The 22458-nt window shown below is 67.0% G+C and carries 19 protein-coding genes; 12 read left to right on the forward strand and 7 right to left on the reverse strand.

Annotated features, from left to right (window positions below):
• Nucleotides 1–161 precede the first annotated feature (161 nt).
• Nucleotides 162–449 carry a 30S ribosomal protein S15 gene (rpsO, locus tag DBP14_RS07390; RefSeq protein WP_129306229.1) on the reverse strand — a complete coding sequence of 96 codons (288 nt, stop codon included), beginning with the start codon at nt 447–449 and terminating at the stop codon, nt 162–164.
• Nucleotides 450–660: 211 nt separating this feature from the next.
• Nucleotides 661–2130 carry a type VII secretion integral membrane protein EccD gene (gene eccD / locus DBP14_RS07395; RefSeq protein ID WP_206739222.1) on the reverse strand — a complete coding sequence of 490 codons (1470 nt, stop codon included), beginning with the start codon at nt 2128–2130 and terminating at the stop codon, nt 661–663.
• Between the two features lie 161 nt (nt 2131–2291).
• Here eccD and eccCa point away from each other — a divergent pair, with 161 nt between their 5' ends.
• The 9 genes from eccCa to DBP14_RS07440 all read left to right on the forward strand — a co-directional run bounded on the left by eccCa (nt 2292) and on the right by DBP14_RS07440 (nt 14424).
• Nucleotides 2292–6254 (forward strand): type VII secretion protein EccCa, encoded by a 3963-nt coding sequence (gene eccCa / locus DBP14_RS07400; RefSeq protein WP_129306231.1) that lies wholly within the window; start codon nt 2292–2294, stop codon nt 6252–6254.
• An 84-nt stretch (nt 6255–6338) separates the two neighbouring features.
• Nucleotides 6339–6836 (forward strand): hypothetical protein, encoded by a 498-nt coding sequence (locus DBP14_RS07405; protein WP_129306232.1) that lies wholly within the window; start codon nt 6339–6341, stop codon nt 6834–6836.
• A complete protein-coding gene (locus tag DBP14_RS07410) occupies nt 6836–8380 on the forward strand; it encodes a hypothetical protein (RefSeq protein WP_129306233.1) in 1545 nt (514 codons plus the stop codon). The genes DBP14_RS07405 and DBP14_RS07410 overlap by 1 nt, the downstream gene beginning before the upstream one ends.
• Before the next feature lie 43 nt (nt 8381–8423).
• Entirely contained in the window at nt 8424–9794 is a 1371-nt protein-coding gene (gene mycP / locus DBP14_RS07415; protein WP_164992502.1) for a type VII secretion-associated serine protease mycosin, read from the forward strand.
• Nucleotides 9795–9845: 51 nt separating this feature from the next.
• The gene (locus tag DBP14_RS07420) at nt 9846–10277 is read left to right on the forward strand and encodes a hypothetical protein (RefSeq protein ID WP_129306235.1); all 432 of its coding nucleotides are present in this window, start codon (nt 9846–9848) and stop codon (nt 10275–10277) included.
• A 10-nt stretch (nt 10278–10287) separates the two neighbouring features.
• Entirely contained in the window at nt 10288–12537 is a 2250-nt protein-coding gene (locus DBP14_RS07425; RefSeq protein WP_129306236.1) for a DUF6571 family protein, read from the forward strand.
• Between the two features lie 117 nt (nt 12538–12654).
• The gene (locus tag DBP14_RS07430; RefSeq protein ID WP_129306237.1) at nt 12655–13227 is read left to right on the forward strand and encodes a hypothetical protein; all 573 of its coding nucleotides are present in this window, start codon (nt 12655–12657) and stop codon (nt 13225–13227) included.
• Between the two features lie 9 nt (nt 13228–13236).
• Nucleotides 13237–13755, forward strand: coding sequence for a helix-turn-helix domain-containing protein (locus tag DBP14_RS07435; RefSeq protein ID WP_129306238.1), 519 nt, complete (start codon nt 13237–13239; stop codon nt 13753–13755).
• 108 nt (nt 13756–13863) lie between these two features.
• The gene (locus DBP14_RS07440) at nt 13864–14424 is read left to right on the forward strand and encodes a hypothetical protein (protein WP_129306239.1); all 561 of its coding nucleotides are present in this window, start codon (nt 13864–13866) and stop codon (nt 14422–14424) included.
• Between the two features lie 57 nt (nt 14425–14481).
• Here the strand turns inward: DBP14_RS07440 and DBP14_RS07445 are convergent, their stop codons facing one another.
• The gene (locus DBP14_RS07445) at nt 14482–14793 is read right to left on the reverse strand and encodes a WXG100 family type VII secretion target (protein WP_129306240.1); all 312 of its coding nucleotides are present in this window, start codon (nt 14791–14793) and stop codon (nt 14482–14484) included.
• A 30-nt stretch (nt 14794–14823) separates the two neighbouring features.
• Nucleotides 14824–15231, reverse strand: a complete 408-nt coding sequence (locus DBP14_RS07450; protein WP_241740836.1) for a WXG100 family type VII secretion target — start codon at nt 15229–15231, stop codon at nt 14824–14826.
• Between the two features lie 228 nt (nt 15232–15459).
• Here DBP14_RS07450 and DBP14_RS07455 point away from each other — a divergent pair, with 228 nt between their 5' ends.
• A complete protein-coding gene (locus DBP14_RS07455) occupies nt 15460–15771 on the forward strand; it encodes a DUF397 domain-containing protein (RefSeq protein ID WP_129306241.1) in 312 nt (103 codons plus the stop codon).
• A gap of 54 nt (nt 15772–15825) precedes the next feature.
• Here the strand turns inward: DBP14_RS07455 and DBP14_RS07460 are convergent, their stop codons facing one another.
• Genes DBP14_RS07460 through eccB form a run of 3 tightly spaced genes read right to left on the reverse strand, consistent with a single transcriptional unit; the run spans nt 15826 to nt 20091 of the window.
• A complete protein-coding gene (locus tag DBP14_RS07460) occupies nt 15826–17322 on the reverse strand; it encodes a PQQ-binding-like beta-propeller repeat protein (RefSeq protein WP_129306242.1) in 1497 nt (498 codons plus the stop codon).
• Nucleotides 17319–18554 (reverse strand): type VII secretion-associated serine protease mycosin, encoded by a 1236-nt coding sequence (mycP, locus tag DBP14_RS07465; RefSeq protein WP_129306243.1) that lies wholly within the window; start codon nt 18552–18554, stop codon nt 17319–17321. The genes DBP14_RS07460 and mycP (DBP14_RS07465) overlap by 4 nt, the downstream gene beginning before the upstream one ends.
• Before the next feature lie 16 nt (nt 18555–18570).
• Nucleotides 18571–20091, reverse strand: a complete 1521-nt coding sequence (eccB, locus tag DBP14_RS07470) for a type VII secretion protein EccB (RefSeq protein WP_129306244.1) — start codon at nt 20089–20091, stop codon at nt 18571–18573.
• Between the two features lie 183 nt (nt 20092–20274).
• Between eccB and eccE the strand changes: the two genes are divergently transcribed.
• Together eccE and DBP14_RS07480 are read left to right on the forward strand one after the other, a co-directional pair.
• The gene (gene eccE, locus DBP14_RS07475; protein ID WP_164992270.1) at nt 20275–21612 is read left to right on the forward strand and encodes a type VII secretion protein EccE; all 1338 of its coding nucleotides are present in this window, start codon (nt 20275–20277) and stop codon (nt 21610–21612) included.
• 146 nt (nt 21613–21758) lie between these two features.
• Entirely contained in the window at nt 21759–22457 is a 699-nt protein-coding gene (locus tag DBP14_RS07480; protein ID WP_129306246.1) for a hypothetical protein, read from the forward strand.
• The last annotated feature ends 1 nt before the right edge of the window (nt 22458 follow it).

Consider the following 22458-nt stretch of genomic DNA (forward strand, 5'->3'; position numbering starts at 1 on the left):
GTGCGCCTCTCCTCGTTCTCGTGCTGGTTCTACGTCATGCGTGTTTCGTTACCACACTACAAAGCGTGGGTGACACTCCGCACGTTTCGGCGTACGGCCCCGCCTACGGCAAAGGGAGCGGTCCCCGGATCTTCACCGGGAACCGCCCCCTTCACGGCGTCCTACTTGGCGCCCGCCGCACCGCGACGGATGCCGAGGCGGTCGACCAGCGTACGGAAGCGCTGGATGTCCTTCTTGGCCAGGTACTGCAGCAGCCGGCGGCGCTGACCGACCAGGATCAGCAGACCACGACGGGAGTGGTGGTCGTGCTTGTGGATCTTGAGGTGCTCGGTCAGGTCGGAGATCCGACGGGACAGCATGGCGACCTGGACCTCGGGGGAGCCGGTGTCGCCTTCCTTCTGGCCGAACTCGGAGATGATCTGCTTCTTCGTAGCGGCGTCGAGCGGCACGCGTACTCCTCATGGTTTGAGAGTGCCCACCGAGTGCCCCCGGTCTGCGTCTCGGGAGCTTCCGTGACTCGGAAGGCGGGATCCGCGCTGGGCGCGGCCTCCAGAGGGATCCGGAGACGCGTACACATGCGGGCGTCACTCAGGGTACCAGGGACCAGCGGCGCGTCCGCCCGGCCCCCGGCCCGCCCGGGGACGACCAGCGACGCGGAGGTCAGCCGGTCAGCGAGCGGACGGTGCTGAGAACGCCGAGGGCAGCGAGGCAGAGCGGCACCAGCGCGAGCAGTACCGTCGCCTCGGCCAGGTCCAGGAAGCGGCCCCAGAAGGGGGACAGGCCCTTGCGCGGGACGGTCAGCCCGATCGCGGTGATCAACAGGGCGCCCGCGGCGACCGAGGCCGTGAGCCACGCCGTGCGCAGGTCCAGCGCACCCCGGTCGTGGTGCAGGACCATGTCCACGACGGCGTCCGCGGGCGGGTTCAGAGCGAGACCGAGCAGCAGCAGCGCGACGGCCGCCAGGCCGGCGACCAGCACGCAGGCCACCTGGGACGTGTAGCGGAACAGGCGTGCGCGGATCAGCATGGCCAGACCGGTCGCGAGGGCCAGAAGCTGGCCCCAGACGTTGTCCGAGAAACCGAGGACCGCGGCGGAGGCGACCACCAGGGCCGCCGTGCCGGCCACCAGGCCCAGCAGCATCTCGTGTCCCCGCCGGGCTTGCGCCGCGACGCGCTCCGCGTCGAGCGGATCGGTGTCCGCGCCTTGCGTGGGGTCGGGGTCGAAGTCCTGCTGGCTCGCCGAATGCGGCGAGGCGTAGCCGATGGGCAGCCGTGCGAAGCGCGCCGAGAGGCTGGGCAGGAAGGCGGTCAGACCGATGGCGGCCGGGGCGCACACCGCTGCGGCGGCGGTCGCTGAGGCCTCGGAGAGTATGGCCACGAAAGTGGCCACGGTGCCGGCCGTCGCGAGGAAGCAGGCGGCCACGAAGGGGGCATCGCCCCCGGGCGTGAGCGCGACGAGCAGCACCGAGGCGACGAGTACGGCCACGCATCCCAGCATGAACTGCAGTTTTCCCGGTCCCTGTCCGTCCGAGGGGGCGACCAGCCCGGAACCCGCGATCATCAGCAGGGGCAGCGCCCCGAGTCCTACGGCGACGGCGGCGACCCGGTCGGCGTACACCCGCGCGCGTACGCCGGCGAACGCGGTCAGCAGCACACCGAGGCCGCCGGCGATGATGCCCGGCAGACCGTGCATGTCATGGCGGAGGGGATCGGCGTACCAAAGGACGAAGCCGCACAGCAGCAACATCAGCGCGCCACCCGCCAGTCCGGCGATGCGCAGCAGATCGTCGCTCCACAGGTGCCGGTCCCGTACGACCGCGGAGGCGACGGCGTCCGACACGTCGTCGTAGACGGCGGGCGGGAGGGACTCGGCGAAGGGCCGCAGGCCGAGCACCTCGCCGTCGAGGACGCGTTCGTCGGCGAGGGTCCGCGCTCCGTCGAGGACCCGGCCGTCGCGGCGCACCAGGTGATACCCGGTGGGAGTGCCGACCGGCTGCGTCTGACCGGTCAGCCGGAGGATCTCCGGATAGATGTCGGCGACGGCCATGTCCATCGGGAGCGCCACGTCGATCCGGCTGTCGGGTGCCACGACGGTGACTCTGCAGAACCCCGTCGCCGCGGTCGTACTCACCTTCACTGACCCCCTGTTCGCGGATGCGCACGCTGCGCGCGTCACCCTACCGGCAGGTGGTGTCAGTGGTGACAAGTAGGATCGCGAACAGCGGAGGACGACCGTCGCCACGGGGGTGCCGGTGCTCAACCGATCGTCCGCCCAAGGGGATTGGTGCTCCGGTGAGCCATATCGTCATCAAGCGCCCGCCTCGCGCGCTGCCGCCCGAAGTGTCCTCGGACGAACTGCGATTGGAGGCTCCTCGGGAGCTGCCGCGCGGGCAGCAGGAGGGCATGCTGATGCAGGTCCTGCCCACCCTCGGCATGGGCTCGTCCGTGGTGTTCTACTTCGCGTCGCCGAACGCCCATCCGGTCATGCGGATCATGGGCGTCGTGATGCTCATGTCGACAGCCGCGATGGTGGTCTCCCAGATCGTCCGCTACCGACGGGGTACACAGGGGCAAATGGCCGATGTGCGCCGTGACTACCTGCGCTATCTGGCGCAGACGAGGCGCACCGTTCGCAGGACCGCACTGAGCCAGCGAGACGCGCAGCTGTATCTGCACCCCGCCCCGGAGCAGCTGTGGTCGGTGGTCGCCGAGGGCAGCCGGGTGTGGGAGCGGCGTATGGGGGACGAGGACTTCGGGCAGGTACGGATCGGCCTGGGGCCACAGCAGCTGGCCACTCCCCTGGTGGCGCCGCAGACGGCGCCCGTGGACGAGCTGGAGCCGCTGTCCGCCGGCGCGATGCAGCGATTCCTCGCGGTGCACGGCCAGTTGGACGCGCTACCGGTGGCCCTGTCGTTGCGGGCCTTCTACCACGTGACGGTCTCCGGCGACCCGGAGTGTGCCCGGTCCGCGGCGCGCGCCCTGGTCGCCCAGGCAGCGACTCTGCACTCCCCCGACGACCTGGTCGTCGCCGTGGTCGCCGCACCGAGTGCCGTGGCCCGCTGGGACTGGACCAAGTGGCTGCCCCACTGTCAGCTGACCGGGCAGTTCGACGGAACGGGTACGCGTCGCCTGTTCGGGGACGATCTGGGCGAGCTGGAGCAGTTGCTCGCCGGTCGCCTCGACGGCCGGCCCCGGTTCAGCCGAAACGGCCAGCCCCTGCTGGACCAGCCGCACGTCCTGGTGGTCCTCGACGGCGGCATCGTTCCGCCCACCTCGGCGTTCGCCGCCGCGGAGGGCCTCCAGGGAGTGACGATCGTCGAGGTGGTCTCCGGGGATCTCGACCAGCCGCGGGGCGACCTGTCGGTCGTGGTGCGGCCGGAGCGGCTGTGGCTGGACTCCGGTGGCGGTGTCGCCTACGAGGGCGTGCCCGACGGGCTGACCGTGCCGGCCGCGGAGGCCCTGGCTCGCCAGCTCGCTCCACTGCGTACAGGGGGTGGCGACGACGACGAGCCGCTGCTCGCGAACCTGGACTTCACCGAGCTGCTGGGGCTCGGCGACGCCGGCTCGGTGGATGTCACGCGCACGTGGCGGCCGCGTTCCACACCGGAGCGCCTCCGAGTACCGATCGGCGTGGGCGAGGGTGGCCAGCCCGTGATGCTCGACCTCAAGGAGGCCGCGCAGGACGGTATGGGACCGCACGGGCTGTGCGTGGGCGCGACCGGTTCCGGCAAATCGGAGTTGCTGCGCACCCTGGTGCTGGGGCTCGCGGTCACCCACTCCTCCGAGACGCTGAACTTCGTCCTCGCCGACTTCAAGGGCGGCGCGACGTTCGCCGGAATGTCGCACATGCCGCATGTGGCCGCCGTGATCACGAACCTGGCCGACGATCTGACCCTCGTCGACCGGATGGGCGATGCGATCCGTGGCGAGCTGCAGCGCCGTCAGGAACTGCTGCGCGCCGCCGGCAACTACGCGAACGTGCACGACTACGAGAAGGCGCGCGCCGCGGGCGCGCCCCTGGAACCGCTCGCCTCCCTCGTCCTGGTGATCGACGAGTTCAGCGAACTCCTCACGGCGAAACCCGATTTCATCGACATGTTCATCCAGATCGGCCGCATCGGCCGCTCCCTGGGCGTGCATCTGCTGCTGGCGTCCCAGCGGTTGGAAGAGGGCCGTCTGCGGGGTCTGGACACCTATCTGTCGTACCGGATCGGTTTGCGGACCTTCTCGGCGGCCGAGTCCCGGGCGGCTCTCGGCGTGCCGGACGCCTACCACCTTCCGTCCGTTCCCGGTTCCGGGTATCTGAAGTTCGGCACGGACGAGATGGTGCGTTTCAAGGCCGCGTACGTGTCGGGGACGTACCGTCCGGACGGCCCGGAGTCCCCGCAGGGCAGCCTGCCGATGGAGCGCCGGCCCGCGCTCTTCACGGCGCCACCCGTGCCGGTGGCCTACCTGGCGCCCGACCCGGCCCGGACTCAGACGCCGGCCGGCCGCCCGGAGGACGACGCCCTGGCCGACACGGTGCTCGATGTCGTCGTGCAGCGTCTGGAGGGCCAGGGCGTACCCGCGCACGAGGTCTGGCTGCCGCCGCTGGACCGGGCTCCCACACTCGACCAACTGCTGCCTCCTCTGTCCGTGTCGAGCGAGCGTGGCCTGCAGTCGGCCGAGTACACGCGCCCGGGTGGCCTGACCGTGCCCCTGGGGCTCATCGACAAGCCGTTCGAGCAGAAGCGCGAGGTGTTGTACCGGGACTTCTCCGGTGCGGCCGGCCACATGATGGTCGTGGGCGGCCCGCAGTCCGGTAAGTCGACGATCCTGCGCACACTGGTCGCGTCGTTCGCGCTCACGCACTCTCCGTACGAGACGCAGTTCTACTGCCTGGACTTCGGCGGAGGCGGCCTGAGTTCGCTGACCGACCTGCCCCATGTGGGCGGCGTGGCATCCCGCCTCGATCCCGAGCGCGTCCGCCGGACGGTGGCGGAGGTCGCGGGCATCCTCAGCCGCCGCGAACAGTTCTTCCGCGCCGACGGAATCGACTCCGTCTCCACGTATCGCAGGCGCCGCGCGGCCGGCGAGCTGCCGGGCGAGGCCTGGGGCGACGTGTTCCTGGTCATCGACGGCTGGGGCAACTTCAAAACGGACTACGAGGGCCTCGAGGGCATCGTCAACGACATCGCGGGCCGCGGTCTCGGTTACGGCGTTCACGTCGTGATCTCGGCCTCGCGCTACATGGAGGTCCGGGCAGCCCTGAAGGACCAGATCCTGGGCCGCCTTGAGCTTCGCCTGGGCGACGTCATGGACTCGGAGTTCGACCGCAAGGTGGCCATGAACGTGCCGGCCGGCGTGCCGGGCCGCGGCCAGGTCCCGGAGAAGCTTCACTTCATGACGGCCCTGCCGCGCATCGACTCGTCGCCCTCGGGGGACGACCTGTCCGATGCGACGGCACAGCTCGTCCAAGCGGTGAAGGCCAACTGGCAGGGGCCCGCGGCCCCTGGGGTCCGCCTCCTTCCCCGCAAGATGCCCGCGGACCAGCTGCCCAAGGGCTTCGAGTTCCCGCAGCACGGCATCGCGATCGGCATTGACGAGGCCAACCTGGAACCGGTCTTCGTCGACCTCGACAGCGATCCATTCTTCCTGGTCTTCGGCGAGAGCGAGTCGGGCAAGACGAACCTGCTGCGGCTCATCGCGAAGCAGATCGCGGAGCGGTACACGCCGGCCGAGGCCCGCATCGTCGTCGGTGACTACCGGCGCAGCATGCTGGAGACGGTGTCGGAGGAGCACCTTCTCGAGTACGCGCCGATGGCGTCGGCGATGCAGGTCCACATGGACGCGATACGGCAGTTCATGGAGATGCGGACGCCGAAGCCGGACATCACCCCGCAGGAGCTGCGTGACCGCAGCTGGTGGAGCGGCCCGCAGTTGTTCGTCATCGTCGATGACTACGAGCTGGTGGCCGCCGGCTCCGGCAACCCGCTCGGACAGCTCGTCGATCACCTGCCGTTCGCTCGCGACGTGGGCGTCAAGTTCATCATCGCCCGCAGCGCCGCCGGGGCCTCCCGGGCCATGTACGAGTCGTTCATGCAGCGTGTGAAGGAGCTGGGGGCCCAGGGTGTGGTCCTGTCCGGTGATCCGAGCGAAGGCGACATCCTGGGCAACGTCCGGGCCCGACCGATGCCACCTGGACGTGGCGTGTTCGTGTCCCGCAAGCGCGGATCGTCGCTGATTCAGGTGGGGTTGCTGCCGCAACAGCATTAAAATGATCGATCGGTTCTGTCCTCCGTTCGATGAACGGAGCCAACGGGGACAACGGGGACAACGGGGAACGGGGAGGCGTCCGAGGTGAGTGCCAGCGGGGGCGGCGGGAGGGGCGTACCGGACACGGGCAAGTCCTTCGACAACCTGTCCGATGTGAACCCTCAGAAGGCGCTGGACATCCAGCACAGCGCCATGAAGAGCTTCAAGAAGCGCGTCGACGAACTGCTCATCGCGCTGGACACGTCGGAGGCGGCGCCCGGCAAGGTGGGCCAGGACCGGCTGACCCGTGCCCAACTGGGCTCCTCCGATTTCAAGGAAGCACAGTACCTCTACGACTCGTACACCCTCGTCCACGACGAGTTGGAGAACCTCTCCAAGGCGCTGGGTGCCCAGATCGAAGGCATGGGGCTGGCGGTACACGCGTCGCGGGTGGGCTACCAGAACCTCGACGACGACATCAAGGCACGGATGAAGGAGATCAACGCGGAGGCGGAGAGGTACTACGACGCAGACCGGGATCCCTACGCCCAGCAGCCGACCGAGCCGACCACGTCCGGCTCCGAGGGAACGAGGGACTGGTGATGGGCGGACATCCGAAGAGGCCTGAGCCGCAGCTCGCCCGCACCGATTTCGAGTCGATGACGCATGAGCAGCTCGCTGCCATGCTCGAATCCGCGAGTACGTCCGGTGCGTCGCACCTCTCCACCAAGCTCTCCAAGGCCGCGTCGACGATCTCCAAGATCGGCGACGACCTCATGAAACACGTCAAGGACCTCGAGTGGCAGGGCGAGGGGGGCGACGCGTTCCGGGACTGGGGCGGTCAGACGGCCGGCGCCACCCTGCGCCTCGGCCAGTACGCCGAGGTCGCGTCCCGCTGGATGGGAACGGTGTCGCAGGCCATCTCCGAGGCGAAGGCGGCCATGCCGGACACGTCGGAGACGACTCAGGCCAAGAAGGACCTGTCCAACGCCCACGCCACCATCGCGGCGGCCAAGGAACCGGGCGCCCACAATGACCCCGACGCCCAGAAACTGGCCCAGACGGCCAGAACCGACGCCTCGTCGGCCCAGCAACGCATCGACGCGGCTCGGGGCGAGGCCATCCAGCAGATGCGGAAGCTGGCGCAGACGTACGAATTCTCGGCCCAGGAAGTGAACAGTGTGCCGCCGCCCACGTTTTCTCCTCCGGCGGGTCGAACAGGGGACAACAACTGGTGGCTACGCGACGGCAAGGACCACATGGCGAGCGGTAGCTCGTACGGGAACATCAGGAACCCGGACACTTTGACACGAGCAGACCAATCCGGCACACGGACACGTTCCGCCCACCCAGTGTCTCCGGCCCCTGTCATGTGGGCTCCATCGGAGCAAAGCAGTCATGCTGTCCGGCATTCACAGCCCGTCTCACTCGACATCGACAGCGCCGACACGCTACCGCGAGCCTCGCCGCCTCAGATCTCACCCACTGTCGCGCCCACTGGCATGCCGCACAGCGACCCGCCATCGGCCAATCAGCCAATGGCCATGCCACCGACATTCAGCAACGGCGAGCGCCAATTCACCTCGACCCCGCCAACCGGTATGCCCGCCCCCGGCCGCGTTCCGCAGATACCGACAGCAGGGAGGCCGACCGGAAGCACGCCAGGGCCGCCCCGCGAGACTGGAATCGTCGGGGGGCGTCCCGTCACGAGTGGCGGGCGCATGAGCAACGGGATTCCTCGTGGCACGGTCATCGGAAAGGAGAACGCTCAAGGCCGTATGCCAATGGGGAGGGGCATGTCGCCGGGCGCGCCAGCAGGCGGTGCTGCCCGACCGGGGAGCACCGCCATCGGTGGCCGTCGCCTTGCGTCGGAGTCAGGTGGAGTCCTCGGGGGCCGGCCTGGTCAGCCTGGCCGCAACAGCGGACGTCCCTTCACTCCGGGTGGGTCTGGGCTCGTCCGTCCGCCGACCGATTCCTCTGAAGCAGAACGAGGCACGGCCATCGGACGAACAGGCGCCCCGGGTAGTCGGCCCTCGGGTACTCGGAACGCTCAGCGACAAGAGGGCCAGCGCCCCGACTACCTCATTGAGGATGACGAGACCTGGACGGGAGAAAGCCGCCGAACACTTCCTCGAGTTATCGATTGAGACCAAGCCAATGACCACAGGAAAGCAAGTGCGTACGAGAGACATGAGGGCGCGGGCGCCCCAGTCCGCGGCATCGGTTCTTCTCGGCCTGTTGCTCGTTGGCGTTGCTACCACTCCCGCACACGCAGACACAGTCCGCTCCCGGCAGTGGCATCTCGATGCCATGCACGCAGACGAGATGTGGAAGAGCAGCACCGGCCGCGGCATCACGGTGGCCGTGATCGACTCAGGAGTCGACGATTCTCTGACTGACCTCAGAGGTCAGGTGCTTGACGGAAAGGACTATTCCAACCAGCGCGGTGATGAGCATACGGATATCGCCGGCCACGGCACGGACATGGCCGCACTGATCGCCGCCACTGGCGCGCGGGGCACCGTGAACGGATCGTATGGTCTGGCACCCGGAGTCAAGATCCTCCCCATCCGAATGCGATATTCCACTGAGGATTTTGGTCAAGTGGACGCAGGCGCTCAGTATTCCAGGGTGTTGACACAGGCCATCCGGTACGCCGCCGACTCGGAGGCCCAGATCATCAACGTTTCGATGGGAGCCCCTGACTCCCCTGGCCGGACGAACGTCAGTACCCCACAACTTGCTGCCGCGGTCCGGTACGCACTAACGAAGGGAAAGTTGATCTTCGCGGGTGTGGGGAACAGCGGTGACAAGGCCAACTGGCCTGAATACCCGGCGGCCACCCCGGGGGTCGTCGGTGTAGGTGCGGCGGACGAGGACGCCCACGTTGCCCCGTTCTCTCAACACGGAAATCAGGTTGACCTGGTGGCACCCGGTGTGGACCTGGTTCACGCCTGCCTCGGCGGCACGGAAATCTGCAAGTCGCAGGGTACTAGCGGCGCAACCGCCCTCGCCTCCGCGTCGGCGGCGCTCATCTGGGCCAAACACCCCGACTGGACCAACAACCAGGTCCTCCGGGTCATGCTGAACACGGCCAGCAAACCGACCAGGGGCGAGAAGAGGAGCGACTACGTCGGGTACGGCGGCGTGCGGCCCCGGGCCGCTCTCAAGAACCCGGGCGACCCCGGTCCCGCAGACGAGTACCCACTGCCTGACCTGGCGGCTGCGGCATCCGCGGCTCCCTCGCCCAAGGCATCCACGCCGACCCAAGCCGCTGGGGCTGACGAGAAGGACGACCAACCGCGAGGCACGGCCTCCGTTACGAGCGGAAGCGGGTCCAGAACCCTTTGGATCTACCTCGGTGTCGCCGCCGCCGCGGTTCTTGGATCCGCCGCCGGGGTCTCGGCCCTTCGTGCACGCCGTCGCCGGACGACTTCGAGCTCGGCCGCACCACCCGCATACCCCCCATACCCTCAACCGCCGCAGACACCCTCTCAGGGGCACGCAGGCGGCCCATCGCCTGCAGACAACGCACCGCACGGCCCGGGGCCATGCTCATGAGATCACAAACAGGTATTCGATCACTTGCCGGTGCCGGCCGAGGGGACAGCCATGTCATCGTTCGATGAGTTGTGGGGGCAGGCCCGAACCACTGCTACGGCTCGCCAGCACAGCAGTATGCAGTTGAATCAGCTTGCCGCCAGCGGAGGCGGGGACAGTAGTTCGGACTACACAGTGACGTCGCCCGATTTGAAAGCGGTGGGCAACGAGGCTCAGAAGTTGTATCACCACCTGGAGACCGACGCGTTCTACGCCGGTGCCACAACAAACACGGCCTCGACTGATCTGACCAATGATGGTTTCAAGACAGGCTTCGCCCTCTATTCCGCGTGGGATACGTGGCGGTCGCAGGCCGAAGCGCTACTCAGTGCGTGCGCCCACATCCACAACCACCTAGAGGACACGGTCATCACCCATCAGAACCATGAAGAATTCCTCGTGACCAACCTCTCCGTCGAAGACATCGACAAGCACTTCAAGTGAGGTATTCAGCATGGTGAGTTTCGAACACCTTCTCAACGCTCGGCTGGGGAGCCTACAACATGCCGTCGATGACTGGTCTGAGACGGTCAAGAAGCTGACAAGCCTTCAGGAGCAGGCCGAGAACGGGATGCAGCGGAAGGCCGAGAAGGCCGACTGGAAGGGAGAGAACGCCGGCATCACCCTGCCTTTCGTTAAGAAAAGCGCGAAAGAATTTGGCGACGCGGTCAAGGAATCCGAGAGCATCCACAATATCCTTCGGGACGCCCTGTCCGAGTTCAAATCGGCCAAGAAAAGACTCACCGACACGGTAGATGCCGCGCCGTCCAAAGGAATTCGCATCGACTCCAACGGGGCTGTCAGTTATCTGGTCCATCCTGATCGTCGCGGTAAGAATTACGACGGGCCAGACCCCAAGGAAGCAGACTTCAATAAAGTCCGTGCTGACGTACAGTCCGCTCTTGACCAAGCGACCGACGCAGACGAAACCGCATCCCGAGCACTCACCACACTTGCCGACAGGGATGCACACAACTTCTCCGGCTCACTCAAGCAAGCCCGTCGAGTTCAAGATGAGCAAGACGCGCAGGCAGCCGCCAAGATCGTCGCAAAGGGGGATGACGCAACCCCCGAGGAGATCGGCCGCCTGAACAAGTACCTTAAAGACAACAAGGGCGACCAGTACTTTGCAGAACGATTCGCCATCGACGTCGGCGTCAAGGGTACGCTCAAGTATTGGGCCGACATGGGCGATCCCAGCGATGGCTCTCGGCTGGGCATCGATCACTCGAAGCAGATCTCCGAACTGCAGAAGAACTGGAGTCTCACGCTGGCCAGCGCGTCACATTCCGACAGTCCGGACATGGACAAATGGAAAGCCAGCGTGATCAAATCGGGCGATGATCCCGTACGCACAATTGGAACATCTGCTTACGGCTTTCAGATCATGAGCAATCTGATGCGAGACGGTTCCTATGATTCGAAATTTCTGCGCGATTACGGACATGCAGTCTTCGCCACGGAACGTCGACTGACCCATGACGGAGTTATCAAACCGGAGCAAGGCTGGAACTCGACATCCATGGGCACGGCGCCGAAGTTGAACTGGAACGGAAAGGGCGTGGGCTCGGATCCGGTGACCGGCTTCATGGAGGCACTCGGCCATAACTCCAGGGCTTCAACAGAATTCTTCAACAGCAAGATCGACCTAACGCCGGACAACACACAGGACCATAAATACGTCGATGCATTCAAGTATGTCACTCAGGACCGGGACTGGATTAAAGACGTCTCAAGCAGCGGCCCTACCGATAAGTACGGTTATGAAAGCTTGGGCCACGCATTGGAATCCGCTACATTGGGCCATTCCTACGACGACCCAAAACCTCAACTTTTGCGCACCGACGACAGCGCGAAAGTCATGGAGAAGGTTGTGGACGCGTATGGTGATCCCAAACTCTTGAAAAAGGAAGAGGCATTGTCCGGGAGCCTGGGTCGCATGACCGCGGGCTATGTGGACGACGTGAACTGGGCACTGAACGAGAACCGGGCGGACAGCATGTTCGCACCCGGCCACCATGCGCACGGTCATGCTGAGTTCGGTATGGCTGGGGCGCGTAAATTTCTCAGTTCACTTGGTCAGCATCCGGACGCTTACGCCGAAGTCGCCACCGCGGAACGCGTATACACGGGCACTGCGATGGAAGCTCAGGTCGACTCCAGCGGTCACATCCACGAACCACGCGTCCGCGAGGCCTTGCGGACCGGCTCCGAAGTCCAGGGAATGCTGGACCAAGCTCGGGCCGACCAGGTCGAGGCGGAGGGCAAGGAGAAGGACCAGGAATACAACGACGCCCTGGCCAAGCGGACGGCCTGGTGGACGTTCGGCGCCGGGGTCGGCATCGCTACAGGCGCGGCCTTCCTCCCGCCGGCAGCCGCTGCTGGTGTAGCTGCTACCTTGATCCCTCTTGCGGTGGACCAGGGAAAGGCGCTCGCGCAACAGACGATCGGCAATTTTATCGGCGACTGGGGCGAATCCGACCAGCAGGACAGTGGCGATGATATCCAAAAGCAGCGTCGGGCAATCTTCACGGTCGGCGAATCCAATGCACAGTATCCTATGGATCACTTCCTGAAACATCATCGCATCGACCCGGACACCAGTAACTTCGCCCAAAACTTGGAGACCGACATGGTTGCCGGCTACGGCAAGGGAACGGACCGCGAGAATCAACAGGGCGTTCTTCCGCAAACTGGCGATTAAGGGGAACACCAAATGGATTCTACACACACCACGGTCAGTCGCGTAGCCGCTGCACTGCTGGTCATCGCCGGGGTTTCCGCTTGCCATTCCGGTAGCCGGAGAGATACGCCCTCCTCCGTGGAACAAGCCGCAGATACTAACTGTGGTGGAGCTCTGAACAGCGCGGCCTTGATCGCTGCTCAGCGGCTTGTCGGCTCCCAGTCATTCACCACTTCCACCATAAAGGGTGGCACCGCCGGAACTGCCAGAAGAATTATTGCCGAGTATCGAACTCATGGTGTCACCGGCACTCAAAGGTCGGGGCTCTGCTGGATCTATGGATCCAAGAAAGATCTCAGTGACCTCACCATCTCCTTTTCTCTTTCACAGGACGTTCCACAGAGTCACGACGTAGCCTCCAAATTCACCCCATATCGACTGGGTTCACTTGCACTGACAAGCGCCCAGCGGGCTGTAATTTATTTGAAGTGCTCCAGTACCAAGTTCGAGAGCGACAGCGACCGGCAAACGTTCATACTTCGTGGTGAGGTCAATAATCGTTATACACCGGACGGAGCCCCCACCGAGGCACAAAGGAACAACCTCGTCGTGATGTACTCAGCCAGCCTCGCCCTGGTCAAGACGCTGGTCTGCGCAAACGATGCAGGCCTGCCGGACAAATTCGGGATGCCCGTCCAAGAGAGCTACTAGTGTCTCGTGATGCTGTTCAAGGAACCTGAGGATTCTGTGATCGTTGAGTCAGGTATGGATCTCTCCTCTGAACAGATGGCAGAACTGCGGGAGTTGGCCGGGGCGCGGGATGTTCCGGCGGATGTGGCGCTTCGTGCTCGGATCGTGTTGTGGTCCGGTGAGGGGCGGCGGCGCAAGGACATTGCCGAACTCGCCGGTGTGGCGCCGCTGACGGTGGACCGTTGCAAGGCCCGTTATGCCGAGCGGGGTCTGGCCGGTTTGGAGGAGAAGCGCCGCGGCGGGCCGCGTACCCAGGTGCCGCCGCAGGTGCGGGCTCGGGTGATCGCTTTGACGAGGATGTCCCCGCCGGCGGATTCCGGTCTCTCGCACTGGTCGACGCGGACGCTGGCCGATCATCTGAGGCGAATACGAGCCCGCTCTCTGCATATCTGGCAGCTCACCCGGAGCTCAAGGACACTTCTTGGTACCACCAAACCAAAAGGGTCATGGAGCAAGGCTATACTTCCGGAGTCAGTGAGAGCGACCTGACAGATACGGACTGATTCGATGCCTCAGAATCGTAGCGCACATCCGATGAAATCAGCATGGTGCATGGCCGTAGTCGGTATTGCCCTCACTACCGGATGCTCCGGGGGGATGGATCATCAAGGCGACGATTTCCAGTCTGCTCGCGAAGTGTGCGGTGGCCTGTCCGACACAGGGGCCCACACTCTGGAGACGATCGCAGCAACAAAAGAGTTCTCGAGCAGCCCCTCGACGGGGAAATTCGACATGCCGGAGAACGTTTCGAAGGAATTTACAGGGCCGCCTGCCCAGAAGCGGTATGACCTCTGCACCATCGAGCCCGAGAACGTGCGTAACGAGCAGCGGATCGGGTTCTCATTCAAGGTGCTGTCCACGCTCCCACCGGCACCGAACAAGCTTCTCCATGGGAACGTCTACTTCAAGGTGGGCCTGCGTGCCTGGGCCACTACTCTGGGTGCGCGACTGTACTTCACCTGCCAGCCTTCGAATGCTCCTGCTGACAGGCCGCCGGCCCGGGTGGTCCAGACAGACTTCTGGTACGCCCCGGCGAGCCGGGGGAAAGTGTCGTACAAGGGCAACATGGAATTGCTGAACGAAGCGTCATACAAGCTTGCGAAGCAGTTGTCGTGCTCTGAGAGTGCGGGTCTGAGTCACGAACTGGACGCCAGCTGAAACGAGAAGAGGAGACGGCGTCCGGCGCCGTCTCCCTCTCTCAGTCGCTGCGGAGGCTCAGCCCATCAGCATCCTGAACCGCGCCGCGTTGCCCTTGTCGGTGTCCTGGTAGCCGATGACCGACTCGTCGAGGAGCTGGGCGATGCGGGCGAGCTTGTGGCTCATCTGGTCCATCTGGTCGCTGCTGTCCCGCTGAATCTCGCCGTACGCGGTCTTCGCCTCGCCCTCCCACGTCTCGGCAACCGCCTTGACTCGACGCATGAGGATCTCAAGCTGTTCTGCCAGGCTCTTGGCTGTGCTGCGGACATCGCTCGCGGCCTGGGTGACGGTGTCGTAGTTGACTGCTGTGCGGTCGGCGTCGAAGCTCATGGTGCGAATCTCCCTCGTAGATGGTCGGGCTCAGGCAAGGTCAGTGATGCGGCTCTTGACCTCGTAAGAGTTGTCCACCTTCCGGATATGAGCGATGCGCTCCTGCTCCTGGTCCGTGAAACCGCCGATGCTCGCCCTCATTGCTTCTTCGAGATCGACAAGGTCGTCCTGCAGTTTCTTGAGGTTCTTGTTCACGCCCTGCTGGACCGTGTCGAACTCCTTGCCCGCGGCGCCCTTCCAGCCGGCCTGGACCATGTCCACGACTCGATTCAGCGACGTCACGCGCTCGCTCACCTGAGTGTGGAAGTCGCGGATGTCGTTCGCAAGCTTCGTTAGCTCATGCTTGCTGTGCGCCTGCCCCTGCGCCATGCGTTCTCTCGCCCTCTTCTTGGAAGCGGCGGTGACTTTCACCACCGCGACGGGTCCACCCGGGCTCATGTCCCGGCTCTCCTGGCGGGCAAGACCTGCTGTGCTTGCGCGCTACGCATAGCCGCAGCGTCGCACCGCCCCCGTGCGGTACCACGAACGTGGTACACGCAGCCACTCTAGTCACTCGACATGGTCCTTCCAACTGCAAAGGCCCGCCAGGGGAGTTCTGTGTGCCAGTACGGTGACACGTACTGTGAGCGGCACAGCGTTCGCACACCAGGAAGGGGTCGCTGCGGCATGGCCGAGACGGCTGAGGAAATCAAGGCGCGTAAAGAGCGCGAGCGGGACGAGCTGTACGCCCTCGACATCTCTGACGTCGAGTGGCACTGCGCCCCTGGCACCGAGGAGCACGAGGAGCGGGTCGAGATCGCCTACCTGCCCGAGGGTGCCGTAGCCATGCGGTCGTCGCTCGACCCGCAGACCGTGCTGCGCTACACGGAGGCGGAGTGGCGGGCCTTCGTGCTCGGTGCGCGGGACGGCGAGTTCGATCTCGAGCCGGTGCCGCACAACGGCGGGACTTCGCCTGCGGGGGAAGAGGGAGCCGCGTAGGGGGGCCGATCTGTGGCGAGGGCGGTACGCATGCGTGCCGCCCTCGCCCCTGCCTCAGTGCTTCAACCCGGCGCTACCGATGCCGAACAGGGAGGACACCGGGTCCTTGGGAGACTCGTCGTCCGCCCTGAGCGTGCGCTGGGAGAAGAAGATGTGCCCCTGCTCGTAGACGATGCGTGTTTCGCCCGGGTTGCTCGGTCGCCAGTCCCCGGTGCCCGGGACCTCGAAGAGGAGGTACGGCGTCTCCTTGTCCGTGCGAGGGTTCCAGCTCACCACCGCGGCGGGGTTGGCGAAGCCTTCGGCACGGTAGAGGATCAGGTTGTCGCCGCTGGTGCGAATCGGGATGACCTTCTGCAGTTCCCGGCCTTCGAATTTGGCGACGGAGTGGCCGGTTCGGGGGTCGAAGGCGACGATCCAGTCGATGGGCTGGCCGTTCGCGATGTTCTCCTGGCTCGTCACGAAGATGAGATGGGGCCCGACAACCAGCGTGTCGCACCGGGTCACCATGCCGAAGTACGGTGCACCGAAGTCGACTGGATCGCACTCCGGGTCGTAGCCGTTCATCGAGATGGTGGCCATGCGGGTGCCGTTCTTCCCGTCGAGCGTGATCAGATCGGTCACCTCGGTGTCGCCGGCCGCGACGGCGAGGACGGGCGGGTCGGAGGAGGGCAGATACACGGCCTGGACACCGCTCGCCAGCCTGTAGGTCCACCGGGCCTTGCCGGTCCGCGCGTCCAGTTTCTCCACCCGGTACCTGGGTTGTCTGGGGTCGCCGCAGTTGACGAGGGCGAGCAGGGCCCGGCCACCCGCGTAGCCCATGTCGTGGCACTGCGACGTGGTGGTCGTGTTCCACAGGCGTCGGCCGCTGCCCATGTCGTACGCCGCCGAACCCTGCCCCCAGGCGACAGCCACGACGCCCTCGGTGAGAGCGAGGTTGGTGTTGGTCCTCGCGGCGAAGTCCGCTGCGGGCAGCTTGTTCTGCCAGAGCCGCTTGCCGGTGTCGATGTCGAAGAACACCAGTTCGTCACAGGCTCCGCCACCGCCGGCGGATGAGCCTTTGGCGGGCGCGGACTCGGCCATCACCGCCGCGCGGCCGTCGGCGGTGACCTCGCCGGTGGTGGCGCAGATGTTCCCGGGCAGCCGGAGCGTCCAGGCCCTCTTCTCGTTGTCGGGTTTGATCTCATAGCCGTCGACCCGGTCGCCTATCCCCTGCGCGACGGTCTTGCGCGTGGCCCAGAGTCCGGGCGCGTAGCGCGGCCATTTGGAAAGCTTCCCCTCCTGGTGCTCGGCCACCAGCTGGCCCTCGGGCGAGACGGGTGGCCGCTCCAGCGTGTCCCGTACGGCGTCCGGGAGCTGGTGGTCCGCCTTCGTGGCCGGGCTGTGCGCGTCGTCGCCGTGGTCGGCGAACCACAGCGTGGTTCCACCCAGGCAGAGGGCCAGCAGAGCGGCCGTGACGCTGCCGCCGAGAGCCAGCCGACGGCGCCTCGTGCGTGTGTGCTCCGCGGTCCGGGCGGATTCGGTGTAGATCGACGGAGGCGGACCGAAGCTCACGCTGAGAGGTCCTTTCGGTGGCGACGGCGCAGGTCACGCAGAACGACGGCGGTGCCCGTGATGACGGCGACCAGGACGATGGTGATGCCGAGCGTGTAGGCGGCGTACCGCTCGTTGCGCTCGTGCGGTGTCTCCGCGAGCGAGAACGGGGCCACGTCCGGCGCAGGCGCCTTGGAGAGCCCGGGGTCGGGTGTCGGGGAAAACGGCGGGTCGGCGAGGTCCGACTCCTGGACGGCGCGGACCGGGTCGACGACGCCCCAGCCGACGTAGTCGTCGTGGCCGTTGACGGGCCGCTCGGCGGTCTGCTCGATCTGGGTGACGATCTGTGCCGTGGTCCAGTGGGGGTGCTTCTCCTTGAGAAGGGCGGCGACGCCCGCGACGAACGGGGCGGAGAAACTGGTGCCGTTGTCCGTGCACTGGCCGCCGCCGGGGACGGTGGAGACGATGTCCACGCCGGGCGCCGCCACGTCGACGAAGGTTCCTGCCTGGGAGAAGGCGGCTCGTTCGTTGTTGCGGTCGGAGGAGGCCACCGCGAGGACGCCCTTGAAGGCGGCCGGGTAGGTGTTCTTGGTCTTGCCGTCCAGGCCGTCGTTGCCGGCGGAGGCGACCACGACGACGTTCCGGCTGATCGCCTTCCGTACGGCCTCGGCCAGCGCGGACGTCCTGGACAGCGGTTTGGTGGTGTCCTGGGAAATGTTGATGACGTCGGCTCCCCGGGAGACCGCGTAGGTGATCGCCTGGGCCATGGTGTCCGAGTCGCCGCTGTTGTCGGCGTCGTTCTGCCGGATGGGAATGATGGTGGCGTTGGGGGCGAGGCCGACGAAACCCGTGCCCTTCCGGGGGCGGGCCGCGATGATTCCCGCGACCTTGGTGCCGTGGCCCACCTGGTCGTTCGTGGGATCGCCGCCTTTGCCCTTGGTGAGGTAGTCACGACCGGCCGCCTTGTCGACAACGGGCTTGAGCTGCGGGTTCTTGTCGTCGACGCCCGTGTCGATGACCGCCACACGGACGCCCTGGCCCTTGTCCGTGCCCTGCCACAGCTCGTCGAGCAGGACCCGCTGCAGCGACCAGGGGGTCCCTTTGATCTGCTTGGCGGGAAAGGTGCATTCGCCGCTTCCGTCCAGCCGTAGGCTGGCGGTGGGCGGGGCGGTGCCGAGGCTGGTGAGCAGTACGGCGGCGGTCAGCAGGGTTGCCTTCGTCGGCAGCACGCGCGCGGCGCTCCTGTTCGTCATGTCCGAGGTGAGCAGGTCACGAGCCCTGCGGCTGCCGGGCACTGTTGGTGTCGAGCCGCGGGCCCTTGGCGAGGAACTCCGACCAGACGACGGGCACCCTGGCGGGCCGCACGTTCTGGTAGCCGAGCTTGACCTGAGCTTCGCTGGGCTCGGGTGTTCCGTCTGCGGGCTTCTTGCCGTGGGCGCCGATGTCCGACTTGCGGCTGTCGCTGTCGCCGTTGGCCTGGACGGCGTACCGCAGACCGGTGTCGGTGACCAGGAACAGCCCTCCCGCGCCGGTCTCCGTGCCCTGGATCTGGGTGTAGAGCAGGCCGGTTCCGGGGGTCACGTACGTGCTGGTGCCGTCCGCGGTGATCTCGGCCGGGTAGTCGGTGCCGGCCCAGGTGCTGATCGTCGTGCTGTTGTCCGCGTCGACGTGGCGCAGCACGCCGCACACGGTGTCCCGGCCTGAAGCGGAAACCGAGTTCACCTGCCGGGTCTGGTGGAGCGGCCAGTTGGCGGCCTGACCGGCGAAGGGCTGGGGGTCGGCGGTGAAGTCCTGCAGTCCGACCGTGCGCGCCTGGCCGTTCATGTTCAGGCGGGCGGTCTGGGGCGAGGCGATCAGAAGCCAGGCGGTGAACTCGCTGACGGGCTGCACCTTGCCGGGCAGGACGACGTAGTACTTGGTGCCTTCACCGGTCTTGGTCTTCAGGACCGTGCCGACCTTGTTCTCGTCGGCCGACAACTGGCCCGGCACGTGTGCGGGCTCGCCGACGCCGGCGGGGAGCCGGGGGAAGCTGATCGGGTCGCCCTTGTGGAGCGTGGCGAGCCATTCCTTCGTGACGAGCTGCGGCTTACGGCTGCCCACGAGGGCGTTCGTGAGCGTGCCGGACTCCGGCCCCGTGACGGCGTACGACGTCCCGTCCGCGTCGACGAGATAGCGGTCGCCGGTGCGGGTCTTGACGTAGAGGACGTCGCCGGCGCCGAGACGATGGGCGTCGTCCGTCTTGCCCAGGTCCCGCCGGGCCAGGACGAAGGTTGCCTGCTGGACGGTTTCGCCCTTGCCGCCGGGCTGTTCGCACACGGCCCACCGCTTGGCCGCACCCGCCTCGTCGGCCGACGGAAGCCGGTCGGGGGCGTAGGGGATGCCGAGGATGGGGCCGCGCGGCAGTTTGCCGGAGTCCAGGACCTTGTCGCTGACCTGGATCACCTCGTAGTCGGCGTCGTTCATGAGCAGGCGCGCGGAGGCCAGGTTGAGCACGGGATGGAGTCGAGTGGTCCGGCCCGTCTTGAGGACGACGTAGCGCGTGGTCGACTGCTTGCCGACGATCACGTGCGTACCGGGCTTGTCCCAGCCGGCGGGCGCGGTGGGCTGGAACATGCCCCAGGCGCCGAACGCGGCCAGTGTGAGCGCGCCGGCGACCAGACTCGGCACGATCGCGCGCAGCGGTTTGGGAGCTCCCTCTTCAGAACCTGACGGCGCCGGCTGCAGGAAGGCCGCGAGGGTGCGCCTCTTCGCGAACGTGTAAGCGTTGAGTTCGTCCCGCCGTGATGCCATAACTGCCTGCTTCTCCCCGTTGTCGCACCGGCGGGGACCCGTCCCGCGCTGCGATGTCAGACCGGCCCCCTACTATGCATGGTGCGGGGGGAACCTGGTGGAGCGGGTAGGGTACCGGGGCCTTCCGGAGGCCCAAGTGCGGTGCCCGGACCAGTGAGTTATGAGCGAACGGGGGATGCGGTGATGGCTGCCGGTACGCGGTCGCGCTCGCGCGGTCGAGCGAGGGCCGGGGGCGCCCCTGCGCCCGCGCAGGGCTCCGGTGGCCGGTCGGCCGGAGGGCGGGCACCGGACGGCGAGACGAACACCCCTCGGTTCAGGACGCGTTCGGGACAAGGTGGCTCGTTCCGGCTGCAACGGCTGGTGCTCGTGGAGCTGGCCGCGGCGCTGCTGGTCGTGGGCTGGGCCGTCGGCCCCATGGCAGTACCGCCGACAGCTCTGGTGTCGGCGGGCCTGTTGTTGCTGGCCTTCGTCCGTCGTCGTGGGCGTTCCCTGCCCGAGTGGCTGGCGACTGCCCGTGAGTTGAAGGGGCGTCAGCGGCGGGCGGAGGGGATGGTGATACCGGCCGGGACCGAGCCGGCGCTCGTGCCCGCGCTGGAGTGTGAGCCCGCGTTGCGGACGTATTCGTACGGGGGGCGGGACCGGCGGCCTGTGGGGGTGGTCGGGGACGGGACGTTCGTGACCGCCGTGCTGCAGGTGGAGGCCGATGCGACGGCGCTCCGGGCCGAGCGGAGCCGGCAGCCGCTGCCGCTCGCGGTGGTGCGGGACGCGTTGGAGGTGGACGGGATACGGCTGGAGTCGGCGCAGGTGGTGTTGCACACGCAGCCGGCGCCCGCGTTGCATCTGCCGCAGCAGTCCGTGGCCGTCGCCAACTACCAGCCGTTGCAGGAGCAGACCGGGGCGCCGGCCGTGCGGATCACGTGGATCGCGCTCAAGCTCGATCCCGAGGTGAGTGCCGAGGCGGTGGCCGCGCGCGGGGGCGGGCTGGTGGGGGCGCAGAAGTGTGTCGTACGGGTCGCCGATCACCTCGCGAGCCGGCTGACCGGTGCCGGGTTCCGGGCCAGGGTGCTGGACGAGGAGGAGCTGATCTCCGCGCTGGCCACGTCGGCCTGCGCCAATCCGCTGGTGACGGCGGAGGCGGGGCGGAGTGAGGCGCGGGAGCGCAGGACGGCCGAGTCCGGGCGCAGTTGGCGGTGCGACAACCGGCGGCATACGACGTACTGGGTGCGCCGTTGGCCCCAACTCGACGGTGTGGGTCACCAGTCGCTGCCCTCCTTCGTCGCCCGGGTCACGGCGATACCGGCGCTGGCCACCACGTTCAGCTTCACTCTCGCTCGCGGTGAGCGGCAGGAGGTGTCGCTGTGCGGGCATCTCCGGGTGACCGGGCGCAGTGACGACGAACTCGTCGCCGCACGCAGGGCGTTGGAGACGGCGGCGCGGGACGGCGGGGCCGGACTCGCTCGCCTCGACCGCGAGCAGTTGCCCGGCATGCTGGCCACGCTGCCGCTGGGAGGTGCACGGTGACGACGGTTCAGGCGGGACCGGCCGGGGTACCGGCGCGTCCGGCAGGGGTTTCGTCCGGTCCGACAGGGGCTCCGGCCGGCCCGACGGGGGCTCCGGACGACCCCCGGACGGGCGGCGGCGTCGGTGGTAGGGGCCTCGGGGAACGGTTGCGGCACGGGCTCGGGCTGATCGGGCCGCGCCATGGCAGGCATGCGCTGGCCGTGGCCCAGCTCGACGCCCTCGCCCTGCCCATTGGGGACGACGGGGTCGTGGCCGGGGTGGACACCGAGGGGCAGCCCGCCGTGCTCGGCATCAACCGGCCCACGCCGTACGACGTCGTCCTGATCGGCGGGCTGTGGACGGCACAGGTGCTGGCGCTGCGTACGGCGGCCACGGGCGCCCGGGTCGCCGTGGAGACGGGCCGGCCGCAGGCCTGGATGCAGATGGTGCACGCGATGGGCGGCGGGCAGAACGGGCTCTCCGTGTACGAGGTCGGTCGCGTGCCGCCGCAGGGCGCCTCGGCCGGGACTCCGGTGCTGGTCGTGCGGGACTGCGGTATGCGTCCGCCGCGCGGGCGGGTGGTGGCCGGGCCGTGGCAGTCGGTGCTGACCCTGCTGCCGTACCTCAGTCCGGTGGCGCCCCGGCTGCTGCGGCAGGCGCGGCTCGCCGGCATCCAGCGGGTCTCGCCCGACGAGGCCACGGAGCTGGGGCGTGTCATGGGACTCTCCCGCACCGAGGTGGAGTCGCTGCCCGCCCTGCCCGATGGCGTCACCCTGTGGTGCACGGACCGTGACCGGCACTACGTGATGACCCAACCGACGGACGCCGAGACGGGGTTGCTGGGGACACCTCGGCGTATGGACTGAA

This window comes from Streptomyces sp. L2 (genome assembly GCF_004124325.1).
Classification (GTDB): domain Bacteria; phylum Actinomycetota; class Actinomycetes; order Streptomycetales; family Streptomycetaceae; genus Streptomyces.